Source organism: Nocardiopsis sp. CNZ308 (assembly GCF_004217075.1).
The window spans coordinates 6,301,607-6,318,507 of record NZ_SHKJ01000001.1 but is presented as its reverse complement, the minus strand read 5'-3'; the positions used below and the strand labels follow the sequence as shown (position 1 = coordinate 6,318,507).

Genomic DNA, 16,901 nt, shown 5'->3' with positions numbered 1-16,901 from the left:
GGTCGCGGGGTTTCGGGCTCTCCCGGGGCCAGGCGGGGCCGGATGACAGCGGAGGGTGATTTGGCACGTGCCAATTCCAGTGTCGGACTTTTCCTGACCTGTGCCAACCGTCCTCGCGTGTGATGTGGCTCTTAGCGGCGTGCCCGCGCCGGAGACGTCGCAGGACACCGGACACGGGCGTCCCTGCGGCACCTGCCGTCGTGGAAGAACGCGGCGCCCCGCCCGACGGGCCGCGCCCGCCGCCACGGGGGGAGCGGAGCGGACCACCGGCCACGGCCGTCCCGGGCCGCAGGGCTTTCAGCGCGGGGGAGCGGTGCTGCCGCGCACCGTCAGGGCGGGCTCCAGCAGCAGGTGCCTGCTCTCGGTGCGCCCGCCGTCCAGGCGCTCGGACGCGGACCGGACGGCGAGCCGCGCCATGCGCGTCGCGTCCTGGCGCACCGACGTGAGCTGGAGGAAGGACAGCCGCGCGGTCCGGCTGTCGTCGTAGCCCACCACCGAGACGTCCCCGGGCACGCTCACCCCGGCGCGGACCAGGGTCGCCAGCAGCCCGAACGCGCACAGGTCGTTGGCCGCGACCACGGCCGTGGGCAGGGCCTCCCGCGCCAGGAGCACCCGCGCCGCCCGCGCGCCCGCCTCCTCGGAGTAGTCGCCGGGCAGGACCTCGACGCGTCCGCCCAGGCCGTACCCGCGCATCGCCTCGGCGTAGCCCCGCGCGCGCCCGCCGGCCCCCGGAAGCCCGCCGCCGTCGACGTGCACGATGTCCCGGTGGCCCAGCTCCACCAGGTGCCCGACGGCCTGGCCCACGCCCACGGCGTCGTCCGTGCCCACGCTGTCGGTCCCCTCCGCGCCGGTGCGCTGGCCGATCTCCACCACGGGGACCCGTTCGGCGACCCGCGCCAGGTCCGCGGGCGCCTCCGCGGACAGGCCGATCAGGATCAGCGCCTCGCAGCGCAGCCCCACCAGCTCGTCGATCGCCTCGCGTTCGCTGCGCGTGCTGGCCATCGCGCTCAGCACCACGCCGTACCCGAGTTCGGCGGCGGCCGGGTAGAGCTCCTCGACCAGGTGGGCGTCCATCGGGTACTCCAGGCCGAAGAGCACGCCCACCTGTCGGCTGCGCGCCCGGCGCAGCAGCCGTGCGGCGGTGTCGGCCCGGTACCCCAGCTCCTCGGCGGCGCGCAGGACCCGCTCCCGGGTCCGCGCGCTCGGGCCCGGGCGGTCGCCCAGCACCAGCGAGACCAGCTGCCGCGAGACCCCCAGGTGCGCGGCCACGTCGGCCATCGTCGGGTGCCGATGGGCGCCCGTCCCGTTCTCCGACATCTGCCTCCTCCGGTTCGCGCCGCCGCCCCGGGGCGCCGACCGCCCCGCGACCGGCGGCGGTCGCGGGGCCGCCCGGCGTCCTCGGGCCCGGACCCACATTCTGGCACCGGCCCGTCGCCGCGCGGGCGCCGCGCTCACCGGCCGCGGGTGCCGGAGTCGCGGTAGTCGGTGTAGGTGTAGGGGTTGTCCAGCACCTTGGACGCGGGAACGTCGGGGTCCATCCCCTCGGCCCAGGCCTCCTCCCCGACCGAGGCGCGCAGGTGCTCGACGGTGGCCTCCACACCGCGGCGCACGGCCGCCAGGTCCACGCCCACCAGCCGGTGCTCGTACTTGACCACCCGGCCGTCGACCAGGACCGTGTGCACGTCGGCGCGCTGGGCCTGGAGGGCGATGTGCCCGTAGGGGTTGAGCAGGGGGAAGGACACGGGCGAGTCGTCGTTGCGGATCAGCACGAGGTCGGCCTTGGCGCCGGGCGCGATCCGGCCCAGGTCGTCGCGGCCCAGGGCGGCGGCCCCGCCCCGGGTGGCCCACTCCACCACCTGGTCGGCGCGCAGGGCGCTGTGGGTGACGGTGTCGCCGCGCCCGTGCGCCTCCTGGTGCTCGCGGGCCCGGTCGGCGCCCAGGGTGGCGCGCATGGCGCTGAACAGGTCCCCGCTCTGCCACACGCTGCTGTCCACCGACAGCGACACCGGGATGCCGTGCGCGCGCATCGCCCAGGTGGGCGGGTACCCCTGGCCCGCGCTCTGCTCGCTCTCGGTGGAGACCGACACCGACCCGCCGGTGGCGGCGATGCGCTGGTAGGAGTCCGTGGACAGGGAGGCGGCGTGCACGTACACCGTCTCGGGCCCCATGAAGCCGTGCTCGTGCATGAGCCGGACGCCGTCGTCGCCGGTGGCGCCCCACACCCCGGCGTGGGTGGTGACGGCCACCCCCAGGTCGCGGGCGGCCTCGAAGGCGGGCCTCTCGGGGAACTCCGGGTCGCCGGTGACGTCGAAGGCGATCTGGAGGCCCAGCATGTCGTCGCCCCGGTGGCGTTCGACGAAGGCGCGCAGCTCAGGGCTGGTGGCCCACTCGGCGGGCGCCCGCTGGATGTTGCCGTAGGCCAGGACGTGGCGGCCGGGGACCGAGAGCAGCGCGTCGGCGGCCGCGTCGGCGTGTTCGGGGGTCTGGAGGCCGTGCGACCAGTCCACGACGGTGGTGACCCCGGCCTCCAGGGCCTCGACGGCGGCGAGCGTGTTGCCCGCGTGCACGTCGACGGGGCGGAACCGCGTGCCGTGTTCGAGGTAGTACCAGACGAAGTACTGGGCGAGGGTCCAGCCGGCCCCGTAGCCGCGCATGGCGGTCTGCCACATGTGGCGGTGGGTGTCGATCATGCCGGGCATGACCAGGCCGCCGGAGGCGTCGATCTCCGCGGTGCCCTCGGGCACCGGCAGGCGCGGTCCCACGGCGGCCACGCGGTCGCCGACGACCAGGACGTCGGTGTCGGTCAGGACCGTGCGCGCGTCGTCCATGGGCAGCACCGCGCCGCCGCGCAGCACCACCGGTCGGCCCCAGGGGAACTCGTTCGGTCTGTTCAAGGAGGGCTCCTTCGCCGTGTGCCCCTCGCGGACCGGTCCGGGGTCCCGTCATCGCCGCGGTCGTGGCCCGTCGCGCGGTCGTGGGGCGGGCACGCCTTCGTCGTCCGTCCGTACCGGGAGGGGCGGACCGGTGCGGCCCGGCGCACGGGGACGTCCGGGAGCCGGGAGGGGGCGGGATGCGTGTGTCCATCCCACTGTGTCACTTGTGGTGACCGTGGGGTGCCGGAGCCCGTTCGTGCGGAGGCGGACCGCGGGCCCGGCGGGGGAGGGGGGTGAAAGCCCCCGGACATGGCTGTGGCCCGCGTCCCCCAACGCGGGCCACAGCGGGCGCGGCCAGGATGCACTGAGTGCGGTCTGGCCGCTGGGAAGGCGGATGTAGCGACTGAGTACGTGCCGGAAACCCCCATTGCCGACACGAGCGCTGACATCCGCGCATGGATTGTGGTGTGCGCCTCACAGGACCTGCGGATCGGGTGCGGGTGGTGGGGATCGGGGTTCGGTCTGGGGCGCTTCACCTGTAAGAACGCTTCGCCTGTAGGAGGTGTTCCCGCTGGACGGACCGATTTTCGGATCGTCCGGTAAAAAGCGGGTGCGGACTGTCCCCGCTCTTCCTAAGCTCCTGACCACGCCCTACCCAAGGAGGCGGTTCCCATGCCCGCGACCCTCACCCTGTGGCGGCCCACCGGGCCCGCGGAACTCGCACTGGTGGGGGATTCGGGCTGGCGGGAGTGGCCGCCGCGCCTGCCTGAGCAGCCGATCTTCTACCCCGTGCTCAACGAGGACTACGCGGTGCGCATCGCCCGCGAGTGGAACCTGCCACGCGACGGCGAGGGGCACGTCACACGCTTTCGCGTGGACGCGGGCTTCGCCTCCCGCTATCCGGTGCGGCAGGCCGGTGGGCGCACGATCCTGGAGCTGTGGGTGCCCGCCGGGGAGCTGGCCGCGTTCAACGCCCGCCTCGTCGGCCCGATCGAGCTGGTGCGCTCCTTCCTGCCCGAGCACCCCGAGGGCGTGGTCTGCGCCTGAGCGGGTCGCCGCCGGGAGGGAGCGGTGCACGCCGGCGGCCGCCGGGACGGTCCCACCAGACGGGAACCGCCCCGGCGCGGGGGTCCTTCGCGGGCGTGCGCCCGGAGCTCAGGCTCTGGGGTCGGTGACGACGAGCAGGTCGGGGTCCACGTCGGTGAGGGCGGTCATGACGTCGCCGAGCGCGTCGGCGAGCACCACGGGGTCGCGGTCGGTCCGGTCTCGGTCCTGGTGGGGAAGGCGGCGTCGGGGATCGAGGGTGGTGGCCATGGGGCTGCGGGCGCGCGGGCCGGGGGTGTGCGCCCTCCTCCTTCACGTGTTCAGCCGTTCCGGTCGCCGTGACGCCCGGTGACCGTGCCGTTGTCGGCTTTTCCAGGGATACCAGGGGAGAGTGACATTCGGTGGGTACGGAGCGTGCCTCTGGATGAACGCGGGCCCACCGGGCAGCGCGCGCGGGGAATGCGGGGCGGCGGTGAGGCGTTCCGCATGATAGTTTAATCGGAAACTACTTCTTTGGAAGATACCTAGGGGAGCGGGCCATGCAGTTCGGAATCTTCTCGGTGAGCGACGTGACCACCGACCCCACCACCGGCCGTACGCCGACCGAGGCCGAGCGCGTCAAGGCGATGGTGACCATCGCGCTCAAGGCCGAGGAGGTCGGCTTGGACGTCTTCGCCACCGGCGAGCACCACAACCCGCCCTTCGTGGCCTCCTCACCCACCACGATGCTCGGCTACATCGCGGCCAGGACCGACAGGCTCCTCCTGTCCACCTCCACCACCCTGATCACCACCAACGACCCGGTCAAGATCGCCGAGGACTTCGCCATGCTCCAGCACCTGGCCGACGGCCGGGTGGACCTGATGATGGGCCGCGGCAACACCGGCCCCGTCTACCCCTGGTTCGGCCAGGACATCCGCCAGGGCATCCCGCTGGCGCTGGAGAACTACCAGCTGCTGCACCGGCTCTGGCGCGAGGACGTCGTGGACTGGGAGGGCAGGTTCCGCACCCCCCTGCAGGGCTTCACCTCCACCCCCCGCCCCCTGGACGGGGTGCCCCCGTTCGTGTGGCACGGCTCCATCCGCAGCCCCGAGATCGCCGAGCAGGCCGCCTTCTACGGCGACGGCTTCTTCCACAACAACATCTTCTGGCCCGCCACGCACACCAAGAAGCTCATCTCGCTCTACCGCCGCCGCTTCGAGCACTACGGCCACGGCAGGGCCGAGCAGGCCATCGTCGGCCTGGGCGGACAGGTGTTCATGCGCAAGAACTCCCAGGACGCGGTGAGGGAGTTCCGCCCCTACTTCGACAACGCGCCGGTCTACGGCGGCGGCCCCTCCCTGGAGGAGTTCACCCGCGAGACCCCGCTGACCGTCGGCAGCCCGCAGGAGGTCATCGACCGCACGCTGACCTTCCGCGACTCCTTCGGCGACTACCAGCGCCAGCTCTTCCTCATGGACCACGCGGGCCTGCCGCTCAAGACGGTCCTGGAGCAGCTGGACCTGCTCGGCGAGGAGGTCGTGCCGGTGCTGCGCAAGGAGTTCGCCGCCGGGCGGCCCGCGCACGTGCCCGACGCGCCCACCCACGCCTCGCTGCTGGCCGCCAAGGGGGACGCGGACACCGCCTCCGGCGGGGACGGCCAGCGGTAGGACCACCCTGCGGCCCGGGCCGTGGCAACCCCCTGGAACCCCCGGGGGCGTCCGCGGCCCGGGCCGCGCCGCGCCCGGAACCCGCCTCGGGTCGCGCGGTCGCGGCGGTGTCCCTACGGAGAGGCCTGGCCGACCAGCTCCCCGGACCGCGGCGCGTGGGCGCCGTCCTCGTCCCCGTCCCGTGACGGGCGCGGGGCGACGATGCCCTGTTCGATCGCCATGTCGCGCAGCAGCGGGTGCGTGGTCCACAGCGTCGGCAGCATGATCAGGCCGACGGGCACCGCGGTCACCACGATGAAGGACTGCAAGGCCTGGATCCCTCCGTCCCCCACCAGGAGAAGGGCGACGGCGGCCAGGCCCATGCCCACACACCAGAACGCGCGGACCAGGCCCGAGGGTTCTCCCTCGTGCATGCTGGAGACCGAGATGGCGTAGGACATCGAGTCGAGCGTGGACGCCAGGAAGATCAGCGCGACGATCACCGTCAGCACGCCCAGCATCCCCGTCAGCGGCAGCGCCTCCAGGATGGCCAGCGCCGCGGCGGGCAGGCCGTCCTCGGCGTAGGGGGCCGTGATCGCTCCCGGGGACTGCTGTTCCAGCCAGATGCCGGTGCCGCCCAGCGCGGTGAACCAGACCGTGGTCACCACGGTGGGCAGCACCGTCGCCCCGACGTAGATGTCGCGCACGGTGCGGCCCCGGGAGATGCGGGCGAAGAAGATCGCCATCATCGGACCGAAGCCCAGGAACCAGCCGAAGAAGAACAGCGTCCAGTACCCGAGCCACTGCTCGTCGCCCGTGTACAGGGCCATGGGCAGGAACTCCTGCGCGTGCACCACGCTCGCCTGGATGTAGAGGTCCGCGACGAAGGGCAGCGACCCCATCCCCAGGACGGCGAGGATGAGGACCAGCGCCACCCAGACGTTGGCCCGGCTCAACAGCTGGATGCCCTTGTGGATCCCGCTCAGCACCGACACCGCGGACACCACGGTCAGGCCCAGGATGATCAGTACCTGGACGGCGTAGCTGTCGGGCAGCCCGAACAGCTGGCTGCAGATGTAGGAGATCTGGAGCCCGAGGAAGCCGATGGGCCCCACGGTTCCGGCCACCACGGCGAGCACGCAGCTGATGTCGACCACCGTGCCGATCCAGTGGGTGCGCACGCGCTCGCCCATGAGCGGCCACAGCAGGGTGCGCGGGCGCAGCGGCATGCCCTTCTCCACCCCGCGCATCATGACCAGGGTTGCCAGAGCGCCGCCGATCGCCCAGCCGATGAAGCCCCAGTGCACGAAGCTCTGCGCCATCGCGACGGCGGCGGCCGAGCCCTCGTCCACCTGGTCGGCGTACTGCGGCGGTGGGGAGGAGTAGTGGGCGATGGGTTCCGCCGCCGCCCAGAACACCCCTCCGGCGGCGAGCAGGGTGGTGGTGATCATCGCGACCCAGGTGAACCGGTTGAACTCGGGCCTGCCGGAGCCGCCCATGCGCACCCGGCCGTAGCGGGAGAAGGCCAGGATGGTGATGACGACGAAGGTGGCCAGCATCAACAGCTGCCAGTAGGCGCCGAACCAGCGCGCGGACCAGGTGAAGGCCGTGTCCACGGCGGTCCCGACCACACCGGGCGAGACCAGGGCGGCGGTGACGAAGACGGTCATGAAGACGCCGGACACGCCCATGACCCAGGGATCGGTACGTCTGCCTCGCGCGGACGCGCGTGAGCGCAGAGTGGAGAACATGGAGTAGAGGAAGCCCCTCGAATGGAAGCACCGGCCGGGACGCGCCGCAGCCGGTATCTGAAGCTCCATGCGCTGTGCGCGCGTGGCGGCCGCCGGGAACGACCGCCCGGTCTCACGGCCAGCGCGGCAGGCGCGGCATGGAGTGGGGCGGAGCGTCGAACGCAGCCCTGCCCGGTTGCCGACGGGCACTCACGGCGGGGGACGAGGGGGAAGAACGGTCCCCGGGTCCCACCGCGGGCGGCGCGACGACGACGTTCCACACTATCGCAGGCCACGGCGCGTGTCCGTGTGAGGGTAAACACTGCTGACGGGCTGACGGGCTGACGGGCTGACGGGCTGACGGGCTGACGGGCTGACGGGAGCGGTCGGGGTCCCTCTGGACTTCGGAGCGGTTCGCGCCGGGTGAGCGTGCGGCCGTCCGGACGCCGTACCCGGCGTCGACTGCGACAATAAGGACATGTCGCCCATTTCTCCGCTTCCGGAGCGTACCGGCAGCGCACCGCCCGGGACGGTCGCGCCCTCCGGGGAGGGCGCGGGTCTGGGGACCTGGCGGCGCGAGCCGAGCACGCTGGTGCGGCGGGCCGCCCCGCTTCCGGAGGGGGCCGCGGCGCCCTTCGTGATCATCGCGGAGTCCCACGCGCCGGGCGCCCCCACGGAGTGGGAGCCGCACGCGCACCCCGCGCACGAACTGGTGTGGGTGCGCTGCGGGGCGCTGACCGCCCGCGTCGGCGACCGCGTCTTCACCGTCTCCGAGGGGTGCGGGCTGTGGGTGCCCGCCGGGAAGGTGCACGCGGGCCGGCTGACGGCCAGGGCCGAACTCCACACCGCCTTCTTCGCCCCGGACCGCACGCCGGTCGCCTTCGAGGGCCCCACGGCCATCGCGATGACCCCGGTGCTGGAGTCACTGCTGATGCGCCTGGCCCGCACCGACCTGGACGCCGGGGCGCGCTCGCGCGCGGAGGCGGTGGTGTTCGACGTGCTGGAGCCTTCGCAGCCCCAGCTCGCGCTGCGCCTGCCCGGCGAGGCCCGGGCCGACGTGGTCGCCGACGCCCTGTTGCGCGACCCCGCCGACGACCGCTCCCTGGAGGAGTGGGCGCGCGACCTGGGCGTGAGCCCCCGCACGATCAGCCGCGCCTTCCGCACCGCCACCGGGCTCTCGTTCGCGCAGTGGCGGCAGTCACTGCGCATCCACCGGGCGCTCCTGCTGCTCGGCGAGGGGTGCGAGGTGCAGGACGCCGCCGAACTCCTCGGATACGCCCAGACCAGCACCTTCATCGACGCCTTCCGGCGCGTGATGGGCACCACCCCGGGGACGTACTTCGGCCCTTCCCGGGCGGCCGTTGACCGGAATTCCGTATCCGGTGTCCGGAAGTCCTGATTGCAGCCACGGAGTGGCCGAATCTATTCTGAGTGAGTGAAGGCTAACCTAATCTCCCGGTCGGACGCCCGTGCCCGTGTTCGGCTGTACCCGCTGGTCGGGCAGTGTGCGCACGCCGTCCGCGGCTCCGTCCGCGCCGTGCCGCGTCCGTCCTCCGCCGCGGTCGCCGCGGTCCAGGCACGCCCGGCGTGCCCAGCGCCGTGAGGCGGGCGCACGCCCTGAGCGGGGACCGGCTGGTCCTGAGCTACGGCAGTTCCACGGTCGTCCACGGCGCCTCGCTGTCCCTGGAGGCCGGGCGCGTGACCGCCCTGGTGGGGCCCAACGGCAGCGGCAAGTCCACGCTCCTGCGCTCGCTCGCCCGACTGCACCGTATCGACGGGGGACAGGTCACGCTCGGCGGCGGGGACGGGGAACCGGGGCGCCCGGCTTCCCTGCTCAGCGCACGCCGGTTCGCCCGGGAGGTCACCCTGTTCGCCCAGGCCCGGCCCACACCGGAGGGCCTGGCGGTCAGGGACGTCGTCGCGTTCGGACGCCACCCCTACCGGCGCGGCCTCGCGGGGCTCTCCGACCAGGACCGGCGCGCCATCGAGCACGCCATGGAGGCCACCGGGGTGCGGGACATGGCCGACCGGGCGGCCGGACAGCTCTCCGGCGGAGAGATGCAGCGCGTCTGGCTCGCCACCTGCCTGGCCCAGGACACCGGCGTCGTGCTGCTGGACGAGCCCACCAACCACCTGGACCTGCGCTACCAGGTCGAGACCCTCGACCTGATCCGCGACCTGGCCGAGGACCACGGGGCCGCCGTCGGCGTCGTGCTGCACGACCTCGACCACGCCGCGCGCGTCGCGGACACGCTGCTGCTGCTCAGCGCCGGACGCGTCCACTCCGCGGGCGACCCGGCCGAGGTCCTCACCAGCCGCAACCTCAGCGAGGTCTACGGCATCCGGGTCGAGACCGCCCACGACCCCCGGACCGGCCGCCTTCGCATCGACCCCGTGGGCCGCCACGCGGCCCGTCCCCGGTCCGCGGACGCGGACCACCCGAACACCGCAGAACAGAACAGAGAGAACCACCGATGACCCGTCTCCCCCGTCTCGCGACCGCGGCCTGCGCCGCCCTCGCCCTCGCCGTCACAGGATGCGGCACCACCAGCGTCGAGGAGCCCGAGACCGGCGGCGTCGCCGCGCCCGCCTCCGAGAGCTGCGCCGAGGACACCACGACCACCTCCACGGGCCCGGTGTCGCTGACCGACGGTGCCGGCCGGCAGGTGGAGCTCGACCAGCCCGCCGAGCGCATCGCCGTCCTGGAGTGGCAGCAGGTCGAGGACGCGCTCACCCTGTGCGTCACGCCCGTGGCGGTCTCCGACACCGAGGGCTACAGCACCTGGGTGAGCGCGGAGGAGCTGCCCGAGGGCGTGACCGACATCGGCAACCGCGAGGAGCCCGACCTGGACACCCTGTACGCGCAGAACCCCGACCTGGTCATCGTGGAGGCCTTCGGCGCCGACGACGAGATCATCGCGCAGCTGGAGGAACGCGGGGTGCCCGTCCTCGTCACGCTGGGCGCCGACCCGGCCGACCCCGTCGGGAACATGCGACGCGTCTTCCAGATGATCGGCGAGGCCACGGGGCGCACCGAGCGGGCCGACCAGGTGATCGGGGAGTTCGACGCCCACCTCGCCGAGGCCAAGGAGCGGGTGGCCTCCGCCGACCTGCCGACGCAGGACTTCCTGTACTTCGACGGGTGGCTCCAGGGCGGCAACCTCACCATCCGGCCCTACGGCGAGGGCGCGCTGTTCACCGCTCTCGGCGAGGAGCTCGGGATGACCCCGGTCTGGACCGACGAGATCAACGAGGCCTACGGGGACGGCGGCGTCAACCCCTCCTACGGCCTGGCGCAGACCGACGTCGAGGGACTCACCGCCGTGGGCGAGGCCAACCTCTTCTACGCCAACGACGAGGGCGTCGGCGGCTACGTGGAGGCGCTGGAGGAGAACCCGATCTGGAACTCCCTCCCGGCCGTGGAGGAGAACCGGGCCCACGCCTTCCCCCCGCGGATCTGGGGCGCGGGCGGCCCGCGCTCGACCGCGCAGGCGGTCGACGCCTTCGCCGACGCGATCACGCGGTAATGAGCGTTTCGCTTCAGGCCCCGCCCCGGCGGTCCCCGCTGCCGCGCGTCGGCGCGCGCGGCGGCGCCGCCGGGGCGGCGGTCCTCGCGGGGCTGGTCACCGCGGTCCTCGCGGTGGCCGTGTGGCACCTCACCCAGGGGACCTCCGGCGTGGGGTGGTGGGACCTGGTGCGCTACGCGGCCGGGGAGCGGGAGGCCGTCGACGGGGTCCCGGTCGGCGACGTGCTGGCCGGATCGCGGCTTCCGCGCCTGTTCGCCGGTGTGGCCGTGGGCTTCGCCCTCGGCGCCGCCGGGGCGCTGCTGCAGTCGGTCACGCGCAACGCGCTCGCCTCTCCCGACACGCTCGCGGTCACGGCGGGGTCCTACCTGGCCCTGACCCTGGTGGCCGCGTTCGGGTTCGCCGTCCCGCTGTGGGCCTCCGGTCTGGTGTCCTTCACTGGAGGGCTGCTGGCCGCCGCGCTCGTGCTGGGACTGGCGGGCAACGCCGCCGGAACGGCCACGACGCGGCTGATCCTGGCCGGTTCGGCGACCGCGATGGCCCTGGACGCGGCGACCGCGATGCTGCTGATCCTGTTCAAGGAGAACACCACCGGCCTCTTCGCCTGGGGGAGCGGTTCGCTGGCCCAGCTCAACATCGACGCGTCCCTGCGCGCGATGCCGCTCATCGCGGCTGTGCTGGGCGCGGCGCTGCTGCTGAGCCGAAGGCTGGACGTGCTGGGCCTGGGCGACGACACCGCGGCCTCGCTCGGCGTACCCCTGCGCTCGACCCGGACCGCCGCGGTGCTCTGCGCGGTGCTCCTCACCGGAGCGGCGGTGACCCTGGCCGGTCCGATCGCCTTCGTCGGCCTGGGCGCGCCCGTGCTGGCACGCCTGCTCGCCGGACGGATCCGGCCGCTGCGCAGGCACCTGCTGCTGGTGACCGCCTCCGGGCTCCTCGGCTCCCTCCTGATCCTGCTCGCGGACGCCGGGCTGCGCGCGCTGCTCGGCGCCGAGGGCGCGGCCTCGATCCCCACGGGGGTGCCCACGGCCGTGCTCGGCGGCCTGCTCATCGTGGCCCTGGCCCTGCGCCTGCGCGACGCGGGCCCGGTGCGCCAGCCGCCGGGCGCGCGGACCGGACCGCGCACGCGGCGGCGCTTCCTCGGCGTCCTGCTCGTGGCGGCGGCCCTGCTCGTCTCGGCGGTGCTCGCGGGCCTGCTCGCGGGCAGCCTGTGGCTGCGCACGGGGGACATCGCCCTGTGGCTCCAGGGGACCGCACCGGACCTGATCGGCCGGTCCCTGGACGAACGGGTCCCCCGCGTGGCCGCCGCCGTGCTCGCCGGAGCGGCGCTGGCCCTGGCCGGGAGCGCCGTCCAGAGCACCGTGCGCAACCCGCTCGCGGAGCCGGGGCTGCTGGGCATCACCGCCGGAGCCGGGCTGGGGGCGGTGATCGTGGTGACCTCCGGTTCGGGCGGCGGTCTGCCGTCGCTGGTCACCGCGTCGGTCCTCACGGGCCTGGGCACGTTCGCCCTGATCGCCGCGCTGGCCTGGAGGGGCGCGCTGCGTCCGGACCGGTTCGTGCTGATCGGCATCGGGTGCGGGTACAGCCTGAGCGCGGTCACGACGTTCCTGCTCCTGCGCGCCGACCCCTGGCAGACCCCGCGCATCTTCACGTGGCTGTCCGGCACGACCTACGGGCGCACCCTGCCGGAGGTCGTGCCGGTCGCCGTGGCGCTCGTCCTGGCGGCGCCGCTGATGCTCGGCCTGGCCCGTCACCTCGACCTGATCGCCGTGGACGAGGACACGCCCCGCATCCTGGGCATGCGGGTGGAGCGGATGCGGCTGGTGCTGCTCACCGTCGCCGCGGTCCTGGCCGCCGTCAGCGTGGTCGCGGTCGGGGTCGTCGGCTTCGTCGGGCTCGTGGCGCCCCACCTGGCCCGCGCGCTGGTCGGCGCCCGGCACGGGCGCAGCGTTCCGGTCGCGATGCTGCTGGGCGCGCTGCTGGTCTGTGTGGCCGACACCCTGGGCCGCACGCTGCTGGCCCCGGCCCAACTGCCGGCCGGGCTCATGATCGCCCTGGTCGGCGCCCCCTACCTCGTCTGGCTGCTGCGCCGCTCCCGCGCGTGAACCGCCGATCCCCTCTGATCCGCACCAGGAGTACCGAATGCCGTCCCACAGCCCCGACGCGCCCGCCCCGGTCGTCGCCCCCTTCGCCCCGGTCGTCGTCCCCTTCGACCCGGCCGCCGTGCCCGCGCCCCTGACGCGGATCGCCCCCGACCGGGTGCTCGAACGCTGGGGAGCGGTCGACCGCTCGGCCCACGCACCCGAGATCGTGGCCGTCCCCGACGGGGCGGGGGAGGGCTGGGCCGCCGCCGCGCTGGTGACGGCGCGCCCGCGCACGGCCTACGCCAAGATCGTCGACGCCGTCGGCGACGTGCCCGCCGCCGCGGCGGCGGTCCTGGCCCACGCGCGGGGCCGGGGGCTCGTACAGGTCAAGTGGGAGGGGTGGACGGTCGGCGCCGAGGAGGCCTCCGCCGCGGGTTTCGCGCCGCTGGAGGCTCCGCGCGGGGAGGACGGGGACGGGAACCGTCCGCCCGCCGGTCACGTGCGCTGGCTGGGGGAGGGGCCGGCGGAGGCGGAGCCGCCGTACTACCGCCAGTCCACGAACTTCACGTGCGGCGCCGTCACCGCCCTGGTCGCGCAGGCGCAGGCCGGGGCGGTGCCCCGCGAGTCCCTGGACCGCCCGGCGGAGCTGACGCTGTGGCGCGACGCGACGAACTTCCCCGCCTGCGAGCCCGTCGGGCTGGGCGTGGCCGTGCTCCGGGCGTGGCCGTCGTCGCCCGTCACGGTGTTCCTCGACGTGGACCGGCCGGTCATGCTCGACTCCTACGCCGGGGACGAGAGGGAGTGGCGCGCCGTCCTCCAGCGCGCGTCGCGGGAGGACGCGGCGCGGGCCGGGGTCCCGGTGGACCCGCGCCGCCTGTCCACGGCCGACATCCGCGACGCGATCGGCCGGGGGGAGCGCGTCCTGCTGCTGGTCTCCCTGGCCGCGATGCAGGGCTTCGACGTGCCGCACTGGGTGCTCTGCCACGGGGCCGTGCCGGGCGCGCTCGTGGTCGAGGACCCCTGGACCAACGGCGCCACGGGCGACACCTGGGTCGACGCCCACCTGCTGCCCGTGCCCGACGCCGCGCTCGACGCGATGTCGTCGCTGGAGGGGGACGGTTACCGCGGCGCCGTGGGCATCGCGAGGCCGGAGGGGGAAGCGGAGGGTGAAACCGGAGGGTGAGTCAGAGGGTGAGCTGGCGCGCGAGTTGGCGGGGGATCCGCCGCACCGTTCCTGAGACCTGAGACCTGAGACCGTCCCGCGCCCGTGAACCGGTTCGTGCCGGTCAGGCCGGTGGCCGCAGAGGTCGCCGTGGCCGCCGGTTCTGGGAAAGTGGGGACGGGGCACGGCACACCGTGTCCCGCAGCACCAACAAGGAGGAGGGGCGATGATCCTCATCGTCGTCAAGTTCCGGGTCAAGCCCGAGGTCGGAGACGGTTTCCTGGACGCGGTAGCCGACTTCACCGCGGCCACCCGCGCCGAGCCGGGCAACCTGTGGTTCGAGTGGTCCCGCAGCGTCGAGCGCGAGAACGAGTTCGTGCTCGTCGAGGCGTTCAAGGACGGCGCCGCCGAGGCGCACGTCAACAGCGACCACTTCCGCGACGGGCTTGCCGCCATGAAGCCGCTGCTCACCGAGACCCCGCTCATCGTCAGCCGGGTCGTGGAGGGCGAGGGATGGGACCGGATGGGCGAGCTCACCATCGAGGCCTGACCGGTTCCCGGTCTCCTCTATGTAGTGTTCCGGCCCCGGGCGATCGCCCGGGGCCGTTCCCGTGTTTTCCACAGGCGGGGGTTGGGGGTGGTCGCGGGTGGGGTGGTGATGGTTTCCTGGAAATAGGGGGGATCCCACCCAGTGGGCGTTTCGGCATGCCCTTAAGCGCCCCTCGCCCAACGGGGATAAATAATTGAGGGGTAGGGAGGGGCCGCCCACAGGTCTCTCCCCTACGCCATTCCTGCTGGGGGTTGCTGGCGGCAGCGAAAGCGCGCCAGCTGCCGCGAAGTGGAATGGTCTTCGGTAAACGGCTGGTGCTGGGTGGGGGTGGAGGCGGCCGACGAACAGCGGCACCAAAGGCGGGAGCGACCACCGGAGGGCGACCAGCGCCCGGGGCGTAGGGGTGGTCGGGCTCTGCGACGTCGGCACCAACGGCAAGCGGACCCTCCGGCCTTGGGCAACGCTTCTGACTCCTGTCGTCGGCGCGGGAGACGATCGCGCCAACGACAAGCGGTCATTTTCGGGCACGTTTTGAGTCCGCCTTAATTGTGGCTATTCAATCAAGTGTAGCCCCCGGAAAGAAAGGCGTCTAATTCGGGGCTGTGAATAGTGGAGAAAGGGCGGGTGCTGGCCTATAATAAGAAGTATGGAGATGATGATCGCAGCGCCCAAAGCGGCCCCCGGGGAATGCTCCCCGGCCGTGGCCGCGCTGGCCGGTGCGCGCGAGATCATCCACCAGGCGTTGAACGCCGAGGTGCCGCCCGGGGCGGACGAGAGTGCGGCTGAGGAGGTCGCGGCGCTGTGGGCGCAGCTGGACCTGCTCCGCTACCAGGCGCTCGCGCGGATGGCGCGCCTGTACGCACGCGGTGAGGTAGCCCGCTACAGCGGTTACTCCACGCTGGACAAGTGGATCACCCATCGGTGCAAGGTCCCTGCCGCTCAGGCCAAGGACCTGGCCCGTCTGGCCCAGCACGTGCACGAGGAGACGTTGCCCGCCACTGCCCAGGCCGTAGTTGAGGGCCGGGTGGTGTTGGGTGAGGCGGTGGCGATCGCCAAAGCGACCGACAAGGCCGTCCAGGCCCGCGATGAGCAGCATTTTCCCGATCAGGTGGAGTACCGGCACGGGTTCGAAGCGGCGCTGGTGGCGGCCAAGCAGGAGCGGCCCGCGTTGTCGGTCAACCAGCTCCAGTCGGTGGCCCGCCAGGTCGCTTACCGTTTGGACCCCCACCGGTTGGACCGTGACCACGAAACTGCTCACGCGGCCCGTGGACTAACGCTCCATGACACCTTCCAGGGCAGTTACCAGTTGCAGGCCTGGGGCGGGTCTGGGGATGCGTTGATCGTGCGTGCGGCCATCGACACCTTCACCACCCCACCCACAAACGAGGACACCCGGTCCCGGTCTCAGCGTGAGCATGATGCGCTCATCGCCGCGCTGCGTTTTGCCACCACCCACACCGGGTGCACTCATGCTCCGGCTCCGTTGGCGCAGATCCGCATCGTGGTGCCCGTGGAAACCTACCTGGACGCTCAGGGTCAGGAGGTTCCGGCGTTGGACGAGCACGGTCGGGTGATTCCGGTCGGGCTGGTCCACGAACTGGCTGGGGATTCTGAGGTGGTGCGGATGCTCACCGCACCGCCCACCGGACAGGTGCTGGATGTGGGCCATAGCCGCCGTCTGGCCTCAGCCCGCCAGCGCACGGCGGCCTTTCACGGGCACAGCACCTGCGCCCACCCGGGCGGATGCGAAGTACCGGTGGCGTTGTGCCAGGCCGACCACGTGCGGTCGTTCTCGCGGGGTGGGCGCACGGTGGTGGCTAATCTGCAACCGTTGTGTGGGCCGCACAACCGGGCCAAGTACCAACGCGAACTCCGCACACACCACTACCCAGGACGGGACCGGGGACGGGGCCGGGGACGAGACCACCTGCCCGGCAGGGACCCGGATCCACCGCCCCGGGAATGACCCCCGGGCCGCGCCGAGCCCCGGCATGCCCGCACCCGGCAAGCGGCCCGGGCCCTGCGCCCACCGTGGTCGCTGCCTCCGTCGCCCGCCCCCGCCCCAGGGGCCGGGACCGCTGCCCGGGGCCCGACAGTCTCGCTGCCTTTGGTGCCGACGCAGCAGAGCCCAGCCGCCTCCGAAGGCCGACCGTTGATCGCCCTCCCGGGCCACTACGCGGCAGCTGGTGACGCTACCTCCCGCCACCACCAACGGGTAGGGCGTTGAGCGGGGTCCCCGGACACCCGCTGCCTTCGCTGCCAACGCAGCAGAGCCCCACCACGCGCGAACAGCAAGCGTTGGTCGC

General features: G+C 73.2%; 13 protein-coding genes. 9 read left to right on the top strand and 4 right to left on the bottom strand.

Features of this window, described 5'->3' with window-relative positions:
- Positions 1-297 precede the first annotated feature (297 nt).
- Positions 298-1,317: a LacI family DNA-binding transcriptional regulator gene (locus EV372_RS27270; RefSeq protein ID WP_130398418.1), complete on the bottom strand. Its 1,020-nt coding sequence runs from the start codon at positions 1,315-1,317 to the stop codon at positions 298-300.
- A 134-nt stretch (positions 1,318-1,451) separates the two neighbouring features.
- Complete coding sequence (locus tag EV372_RS27265; RefSeq protein ID WP_130398417.1) at positions 1,452-2,894, bottom strand: amidohydrolase family protein; 1,443 nt, start codon at positions 2,892-2,894, stop codon at positions 1,452-1,454.
- Between the two features lie 651 nt (positions 2,895-3,545).
- On the opposite strand from EV372_RS27265, the gene EV372_RS27260 reads away from it, so the two are divergent.
- On the top strand, positions 3,546-3,920 hold the full coding sequence (locus tag EV372_RS27260) for an ADP-ribosylation/crystallin J1 (protein WP_130398416.1): 375 nt from the start codon (positions 3,546-3,548) through the stop codon (positions 3,918-3,920).
- Between the two features lie 108 nt (positions 3,921-4,028).
- Here the strand turns inward: EV372_RS27260 and EV372_RS29190 are convergent, their stop codons facing one another.
- Positions 4,029-4,187 (bottom strand): hypothetical protein, encoded by a 159-nt coding sequence (locus EV372_RS29190; RefSeq protein WP_013153496.1) that lies wholly within the window; start codon positions 4,185-4,187, stop codon positions 4,029-4,031.
- Between the two features lie 269 nt (positions 4,188-4,456).
- On the opposite strand from EV372_RS29190, the gene EV372_RS27255 reads away from it, so the two are divergent.
- Complete coding sequence (locus tag EV372_RS27255) at positions 4,457-5,566, top strand: LLM class flavin-dependent oxidoreductase (protein ID WP_130398415.1); 1,110 nt, start codon at positions 4,457-4,459, stop codon at positions 5,564-5,566.
- A 113-nt stretch (positions 5,567-5,679) separates the two neighbouring features.
- On the opposite strand, the gene EV372_RS27250 is transcribed toward EV372_RS27255, so the two are convergent.
- The gene (locus EV372_RS27250; RefSeq protein ID WP_130398414.1) at positions 5,680-7,296 is read right to left on the bottom strand and encodes a BCCT family transporter; all 1,617 of its coding nucleotides are present in this window, start codon (positions 7,294-7,296) and stop codon (positions 5,680-5,682) included.
- Between the two features lie 457 nt (positions 7,297-7,753).
- On the opposite strand from EV372_RS27250, the gene EV372_RS27245 reads away from it, so the two are divergent.
- From EV372_RS27245 to EV372_RS27215, 7 genes are all read left to right on the top strand, one after another.
- The gene (locus tag EV372_RS27245; RefSeq protein ID WP_197044329.1) at positions 7,754-8,674 is read left to right on the top strand and encodes a helix-turn-helix domain-containing protein; all 921 of its coding nucleotides are present in this window, start codon (positions 7,754-7,756) and stop codon (positions 8,672-8,674) included.
- 188 nt (positions 8,675-8,862) lie between these two features.
- Positions 8,863-9,753 carry an ABC transporter ATP-binding protein gene (locus tag EV372_RS27240; protein ID WP_130398413.1) on the top strand — a complete coding sequence of 297 codons (891 nt, stop codon included), beginning with the start codon at positions 8,863-8,865 and terminating at the stop codon, positions 9,751-9,753.
- Positions 9,750-10,802: an iron-siderophore ABC transporter substrate-binding protein gene (locus EV372_RS27235; RefSeq protein WP_130398412.1), complete on the top strand. Its 1,053-nt coding sequence runs from the start codon at positions 9,750-9,752 to the stop codon at positions 10,800-10,802. The genes EV372_RS27240 and EV372_RS27235 overlap by 4 nt, the downstream gene beginning before the upstream one ends.
- Positions 10,802-12,904: an iron ABC transporter permease gene (locus EV372_RS27230; protein ID WP_130398411.1), complete on the top strand. Its 2,103-nt coding sequence runs from the start codon at positions 10,802-10,804 to the stop codon at positions 12,902-12,904. The genes EV372_RS27235 and EV372_RS27230 overlap by 1 nt, the downstream gene beginning before the upstream one ends.
- Positions 12,905-12,941: 37 nt before the next feature.
- Positions 12,942-14,066 carry a peptidase C39 family protein gene (locus EV372_RS27225; protein ID WP_130398410.1) on the top strand — a complete coding sequence of 375 codons (1,125 nt, stop codon included), beginning with the start codon at positions 12,942-12,944 and terminating at the stop codon, positions 14,064-14,066.
- A gap of 205 nt (positions 14,067-14,271) precedes the next feature.
- Positions 14,272-14,595 (top strand): putative quinol monooxygenase, encoded by a 324-nt coding sequence (locus EV372_RS27220; protein ID WP_019611536.1) that lies wholly within the window; start codon positions 14,272-14,274, stop codon positions 14,593-14,595.
- A gap of 655 nt (positions 14,596-15,250) precedes the next feature.
- A complete protein-coding gene (locus EV372_RS27215; protein WP_130399145.1) occupies positions 15,251-16,561 on the top strand; it encodes an HNH endonuclease signature motif containing protein in 1,311 nt (436 codons plus the stop codon).
- Positions 16,562-16,901 lie beyond the last annotated feature (340 nt).

Coding starts and splice junctions, on each gene's coding strand:
- EV372_RS27235 (WP_130398412.1), top strand. CDS start 9,750: ATGACCCGTCTCCCCCGTCTCGCGACCGCGGCCTGCGCCGCCCTCGCC.
- EV372_RS27215 (WP_130399145.1), top strand. CDS start 15,251: ATGATCGCAGCGCCCAAAGCGGCCCCCGGGGAATGCTCCCCGGCCGTG.
- EV372_RS27225 (WP_130398410.1), top strand. CDS start 12,942: ATGCCGTCCCACAGCCCCGACGCGCCCGCCCCGGTCGTCGCCCCCTTC.
- EV372_RS27245 (WP_197044329.1), top strand. CDS start 7,754: ATGTCGCCCATTTCTCCGCTTCCGGAGCGTACCGGCAGCGCACCGCCC.
- EV372_RS27220 (WP_019611536.1), top strand. CDS start 14,272: ATGATCCTCATCGTCGTCAAGTTCCGGGTCAAGCCCGAGGTCGGAGAC.
- EV372_RS27260 (WP_130398416.1), top strand. CDS start 3,546: ATGCCCGCGACCCTCACCCTGTGGCGGCCCACCGGGCCCGCGGAACTC.
- EV372_RS27270 (WP_130398418.1), bottom strand. CDS start 1,317: ATGTCGGAGAACGGGACGGGCGCCCATCGGCACCCGACGATGGCCGAC.
- EV372_RS29190 (WP_013153496.1), bottom strand. CDS start 4,187: ATGGCCACCACCCTCGATCCCCGACGCCGCCTTCCCCACCAGGACCGA.
- EV372_RS27250 (WP_130398414.1), bottom strand. CDS start 7,296: ATGTTCTCCACTCTGCGCTCACGCGCGTCCGCGCGAGGCAGACGTACC.
- EV372_RS27230 (WP_130398411.1), top strand. CDS start 10,802: ATGAGCGTTTCGCTTCAGGCCCCGCCCCGGCGGTCCCCGCTGCCGCGC.
- EV372_RS27255 (WP_130398415.1), top strand. CDS start 4,457: ATGCAGTTCGGAATCTTCTCGGTGAGCGACGTGACCACCGACCCCACC.